Below are 6582 nucleotides of genomic sequence, written 5' to 3'. Positions count from 1 at the left end.
GCAGTTTCTAGAGAACCACTACCATCGTATTCCTCCAAGACTTGAGCATAAGGTCGCAATTCATCAATCAGATAACGCGAAGCAACACCATCAACAACTTCCCCAACCCGAATCCCCCGCTCGTTATACTCGTACTCAATCTCTGTGGTCTCTCCATCCTCAATAACAGTAACTCCCACCAATCGATTTTCCCCATCATTTTCCCAATCGTACTCAACAGAGCGATCGCCTCGAGTCCGCGACTTGAGATTGCCATTATCGTCGTAAGTGTAAATCGTAGTTACGCTATCAGCGGTGGAACTAATCAATTGGTTGAGATTGTTGTAATCGTAATCTGTATCCCCTTCCACAGAATCAGTCTTATAATCGAGATTTCCCACCGCATCATAAACATAAGTAATAATGCGCTCTTCTGCGTTAGGCTCGACAATCTTCTCCCTTGTCAAACGATTCAACTCGTCATACTCGTACTCAACCTTTCGACCGTTATGGTCAACCACCTCCCGACGATTTCCCGCAGCATCAACCTCGTAATCGTAACTGGCAATCGCCTCCAATTCCTCCCCAGTATCCGCATCCATGCGTACCATCTTGACAAGATCTACCCTTCCCAAATCGTCGTACTCGACAACCTCTGCTACACTATTCGGAAACACAGTTTTATAAAGAGCGCCCTCATCGGAGTAGTGGTAAGTCGTCGTTCCTTGAGAATCTGTCACTGACTTCAAAGTGCCATCAGAATAGTAATCGTAAGTAACCGTGCGATTGGGAGTTTTTAACTCCACCAGAATCCCATTCTCATACCCGTACTCGATACTTGCACCGCTACCAGAAATAAAAGGACCGATTGGATCGGTACGAGAAAGCAACTGACCGAACTCATCATACTTGTAAACTGTCGTACCGCGATCGCTCTCTATAGTTTCAGTGCGCGTCTGGGCATCATAGTCGTAAGTCACCAAGGCTCCATCAGAAAGAAAATTCTTTTGTTGTAATTCGCCAAATTCGTCATAAACGAACTCAATAGTTTCTCCATTGAAATCCGTTACTTTCACCGAATTTTCTTCATCATTGTACGCGGTAGTCGAACGCTTGCCATCGGGAAGAATAACGTCTGTTTGGCGACCTTGGGGGTCGTTGTATTCGTAAGTCGTTACTTGGGATAGAGCATCTTTAATACTCTTGAGATTGCCAGAATCGTAATAGTCGTACTCGGTACGTCCGTCGCGAGCATCGACGATCGCTTTCAATAAACCTTCTGGAGTATATTCATACTCAGTAGTATGGTTATTTGGGTTAGTAACGGCTACCAAATTCCCCAAGGAGTCATAAACATTCTCGGTTATTGTACCTTCAGCGTATAAACTTTCCGTCCTGCTACTACCGAGAGAATTATAAGAGTAAGTGAGATAATTGTTTTCATCATAACGAACCTCAATTTCACGACCTAACGGGTCGTACTTATAATCAACGCGATCGCCGATTTCATCTATTTCTGCCTTAACCCAACCGTTCTGATAATATTCAGTGCTAGTACGAGGGCGACCCACAAGATAAGCAGGAGTCGAGTCGGGATAGATGACCGTCGTCCAGTCGATTGTTTCGGGAGTTTGGTCAGGAGCGATCGCTGCGATTAGCTGTTCGACTTGATTTGACGAGTCGTCGGGATAAATCGTTGCCGTCAAGCGGTCTACAGCATCATATTCAAACTGGGTGACGCGACCGTTTGAACTAATATTTGCTCGTTCCCTACCCCCTCGGTCGTAAACGGTTATAGCACGGGGATTATCATCAGAGTTATCTGGGGTGTCGTCGGGATAAATCGTCTCGACAAGTTGTCCCGTTTGGTTATAGCGGTATTCAGTTTCATCCGAACCTTCAATGACTTTAATTAAATTACCATTGCTGTCATAGCGATATTCGATTTGGTTATCGGAATCGGTGAGGGATTCAATTCGACCTTCAGTATCGTAAGTCCAGGTAGTCTCTACTGTTTGCTCCCCTTCGGTGGTGATAACAGTCACTGTTTCGCTGTTGATGTTACCGTTAGGGTAGTAGGTGTAGCTGCCTTTGTTGCCTAAATCGTCTTCGATGTTTTTTACGTTGCCATCGGAGTAATAGTCGAAGGTGGTGACGCGATCGCCATTGTTGTCTGTGACCTCGATAACGACATCGTGAAGACCGATTTCACTTTGTGTGGGGTCCAACTCACTAAACCACTTTCAGACACGGTCATGCCCTCTGGAGCGGCAGTGAGATGATAATTGAAACCCGATGGTAATTGATAAGTATAAGCCGAGCCGATTTTCACCGCAGTTTGGGGAACCGTATCTAAATTCAAAGGTGGCAATAAAGGTGCGGGATTTACCGTCAGATTAATTTTTTGTACAGTGGAGGCAGCGCGATCGTCTGTCGCCTTAATCTCAAATTCAAGGTTATCGACGACTGTAGTTGGAGTCCAACTCAACAGCCCTGTTTCTGCATCAATCGTAACCGTGCTTGGTGCGTTATTTAGGGAATAGGTTAAAGAGTCGCCATCGGCATCGACGCTCATGCCAGAAGGTGCGTTGACTAAATTGTAAGTTACTTTCTCGGCATCCGGGTCATTCGCCCGAGCGCGATCAACCAGAGAATCTCCAACATTTAAGACCACTTCTGGTGCAGTTGTCAAAAATTCTGGCGGGGCATTAAGGGGTAGAGCGGTTGAACTAAGTCGCAGAGGTGACTCTTCGGCTTAGTTCAACCTATTTACGCAAATAAGAGCGAACGTCTAACGCCAACACCACAGCGCTGCGCGCTGTGGTGTAACTTTCTGAACGAATGATAATCAAACCCCTAGATGAATAATGAATAGATGTGATTTTAGGTTTTTAGTTATTTTTTCCCATTGATTATTGAGTCTATTCATTTTTTGGCTTTGGTTTAGATGTTATAACATGGAATAAATAAAGTTATTGATATAGATTTAATGCCACAAGATTTGATTACACAATTAATACCAGAGCAAAATATTCTGTTCTATCTAATACAACAGAAATGGCTCAACGTCATAAAACGGCCTATTAAAAGGGGAAAAGCTAAAGAGGTAATTGAAGAAGTATACAGATATTGGGAGTATGCGATTCCAGAAATTATAATTGTTGATTCTCCAAGCACAGCATATCAAACACTTCTACAAAAAAAGAAAAGTAAAGAATCATTAGGATTACAGCTTTATGGCTTAATTGATGAAAGAATTGGTCAAAAACTACAAAAGCAAGTACAGGTAAAGCTCAAGAGTAATATACGAGAAGAAATGGAAGCTAGACTTAGAGTTCCATTTTGGGAACAATTATACGATCAATTTTGGTTTCCATTAGAAAATAAGATTCAAAAACAATTTGGTAAAAAAAAGCCAAAAATAAGTTTTGATTTAACACAGCTTAGTTATGCTTGCTATTTTGAATTTGCTCGACAAATTGGAGTTAAGTTTAAGAAGGAAGACTACGAAATATACATACAGTTTTTTGAAAATATTAGTTTGTACCTTGCTTTTGAGAACTTGGTAATCATAATTGAACGTCCAACCGAGATAAACTGGAATCAAGCAGGGAAGCTCCACGCTGAAGAAAAACCTGCTATCAAATTTAGAGATAGTTATAGTATCTATGCTTATCAAGGAACTGTATTACCTCCCAAGTATGGCAAGCTAAAGCTTAACCAATGGGCTTCAAAATGGTTAACTAAAGCTGGAGATTCAGAATTAATCCTTTACATAGAAAAGTGGCGGCAAATTTGTTTTTTAACAGAAAGAATTAACTCCGGACGAGCAATTCAGGCAGTCAAAAAAATTTATAAACTTATGGATTATCCCGAACCAGAAATTCTTTTGTTTGATAGTCCTGGTGCTGTAATTTATAAGATGGATCGTGAAGAAAAATTTTCAGAGAATATTGGAAAATCTCTTGCCTCTGAAGTTTGGAAAAACTTTTGGGATGTTTTTCTTAGCTCTTTGGAAAATCAGCTAGACGGTATCTGGCTAAGATTGGGTGATGAAATATTTAAGTTTCCTTATTTTATGCAAAGCTCAATAATTTGTAAATTATTAGAAACACAAATGAATTTTATTTGGACATATGAAGAAGAAGATTTTAAAGACGAGGAAGAAGATTTTGACGAAGAAATTTCCTTATCCTCCAATGATAGTAACGAAATGAGTGTTGATTGGAACAAAATAGTTACAGGATATCTTGAAAGGTTTTCCCCTAGAGAAAGTAACCGAATAAGTGCTGTTGGTGATTGCAATATAGTTACAGGGTCTTTTGCCAGGTTATCTGAAATAGACTTTTGTATTTCCGAATTGAGATGCACTATAGACCTACAAAAATGGAATGCTTTTGAGAAGCTAATGACCCATTGTGGTTCGGTATGGTTTTATGAAAATGCTTGTATTATTTGCGATCGCCCTACTGAAATATCTTTTGATAACAAAGGACGTTTGCATGGAGAAGGAAGTCCGGCTATTCAATTTGCAGATGGATTTAGCGTTTATGCCTTTGAGAATGTCAGGTTGCCCGAAAAATACGGTAAGGTTCATCCAAGCCAGTGGGAAACTCAATGGCTATTAGAAGGTAATTATGCCGATATTACACAAATTTTGATTGAAAACATTGGTTACGAACGAATTAATTGCGAACTAAATGAATATTCACTTACACCACAAGATCAATACGAACTATTAAGAACGAATCTCTACGATAAAGTTGACTTGAGTAACAGTGTTACTTCTTCTCAAGAACCAGCAATAAACTATATCAATTTAAAATCTTTGCTAAGTTATGAATTTGAAGTTGTCACTGTTAATTTCAAAGGAGAAATTATAGCTACAGAGAAGAAACAAGCCCAAGTGTTCACGGAAGACTTAGGGAATAATATCAGTCTGGAAATGGTAGCTATTCCAGGTGGAGAATTTCTCATGGGAACTGCTGATAGCGGTGGTGAGGAAAATCCTCAGCATTTAGTCAAAGTATCGCCTTTCTTTCTTAGTAAATACCCGATTACTCAGGCGCAATGGCGGGCTGTTGCTTCTTTACCAAAGGTCAGACTAGATTTAGACCTCGAACCAAGCCATTTTCAGGGTAATAATCGACCTGTAGAAAACATTACTAAACAAGAGACAATCGAGTTTTGCGCTCGTCTTTGGCAGTATACAGGTAGATTATATAGTCTTCCGACCGAGGCACAATGGGAATATGCTTGTCGTGCTAATACAACAACCCCTTTTTATTTTGGAGAAACAATTACAACTGACCTTGCTAATTACAATGGTGAAAAATATTCTTACAAAGATGAGCCTGTTGGTATTTTTAGACAAGAGACTTTGCCTGTAGGCAGTTTTCCGCCCAATGCTTTTGGTTTATTCGATCTGCATGGGAACGTATTTGAATTTTGTGCTGATAATTGGCATCACGATTATCAAGATGCTCATAATGATGATAAGTCTCGAATTGGGGGAAGTGATGAGTATGTCCCAATTCGAGGAGGAGGATGGAAAAGTAATGTTTTTCGATGTCGCTCTGCTAACCGTAATGACGAGTTTCGCAAATGTGACATCAGATATTCTGATGTTGGTTTTCGTATAGCCAGTTTTATGTAAGGTTTGTTTTTATCTGTTGAGATTAGTACCACGCATATTTTCTAGATCGGTTCTATATTTTCCTGGTGGTCTAACACTTTGTCTGTTAGCTCCCGTACGTATATCCCTTCCTGATGGCTGGTCCCACTGAGCTGTCTGGACAGTTCCACCCTGGCTTATTCCATTTGCCTTGTTAATAAAGGTAGTTAAGTGACCTAGACCTGCACCTACAGCAGGAATATGTTCATCAGGTAAGTTGTTTATTGACCCAGACTGAGCCATAATAAATAGCTGACTGGCTGCTACATTCATTTGTCTTTTAAGAACACCTGGGTCAGGTCTATTTATTCCTATTATTGATTCTTCAACCCGACCACGATCTCCTTGAACTTGTATTCGCATTTGATAAAAGTCTCGATCTTCGTTTCTGGTACCTGATGATCTTTGATTCCATTGCTCGCAAGCGTAATTGATAGCTATCATTGAGCAGTAAACTAGGGTCAATTTCACCGATAACTCCTGAAACTACCGAATTCGTACCCCGATGAATTTCTAGCCATTCACCATCTCCATTTATCGGTGTTACTTCCAGTACATAATAATCTAAATTACTATCATCAACCGTCCCCATTATTGATTGAGTTTCAGTAATTACCCCCTCAACAAGATTACTCAAATCTAAATTAATTTCTGGTGCATCTGGGTCATTAAATTCGGGACTATTGGGGTCAATAACCTTGACAATTACCGTTGTTTGTGCAGTGTTCCCGGCAGTGTCAGTAGCAATGGCGACTGCCGTTAAATCCCCAACTACATCTGGAGTAAACCGAGCTAGAGCATTTTTGTCAAGGGCTACAGGGAGATTATTAACTTCGAGTTGTAAACTCTCTACTTTCAGGTTATCAGTGGCGGTTACTTGCCAAACAAATTCTTGATTGATATGAGCGAGATATTCATCACCTTGAAGA

3 protein-coding genes and 1 pseudogene are annotated in these 6582 nt (G+C 40.4%); 1 reads left to right on the top strand and 3 read right to left on the bottom strand.

Features of this window, described 5'->3' with window-relative positions:
- Together G3T18_RS24080 and G3T18_RS24075 are read right to left on the bottom strand one after the other, a co-directional pair.
- Positions 1-2207, bottom strand: a pseudogene (locus tag G3T18_RS24080) (RHS repeat-associated core domain-containing protein); the annotation flags it as partial.
- Positions 2099-2671: a putative Ig domain-containing protein gene (locus tag G3T18_RS24075; RefSeq protein ID WP_224413136.1), complete on the bottom strand. Its 573-nt coding sequence runs from the start codon at positions 2669-2671 to the stop codon at positions 2099-2101. The gene G3T18_RS24075 and the pseudogene G3T18_RS24080, both read right to left, overlap by 109 nt.
- A gap of 297 nt (positions 2672-2968) precedes the next feature.
- Between G3T18_RS24075 and G3T18_RS24070 the strand changes: the two genes are divergently transcribed.
- Positions 2969-5635, top strand: a complete 2667-nt coding sequence (locus G3T18_RS24070) for a formylglycine-generating enzyme family protein (protein WP_224413135.1) — start codon at positions 2969-2971, stop codon at positions 5633-5635.
- A gap of 343 nt (positions 5636-5978) precedes the next feature.
- Here the strand turns inward: G3T18_RS24070 and G3T18_RS24065 are convergent.
- The coding region (locus G3T18_RS24065) for a hypothetical protein (RefSeq protein ID WP_224413134.1) at positions 5979-6582 on the bottom strand (604 nt) is incomplete at its 5' end.

Source organism: Oscillatoria salina IIICB1, from assembly GCF_020144665.1.
Lineage (GTDB): Bacteria > Cyanobacteriota > Cyanobacteriia > Cyanobacteriales > SIO1D9 > IIICB1.
Note: the sequence above shows the minus strand (reverse complement) of the source record. Positions and strands in the feature narration are given on the sequence as shown.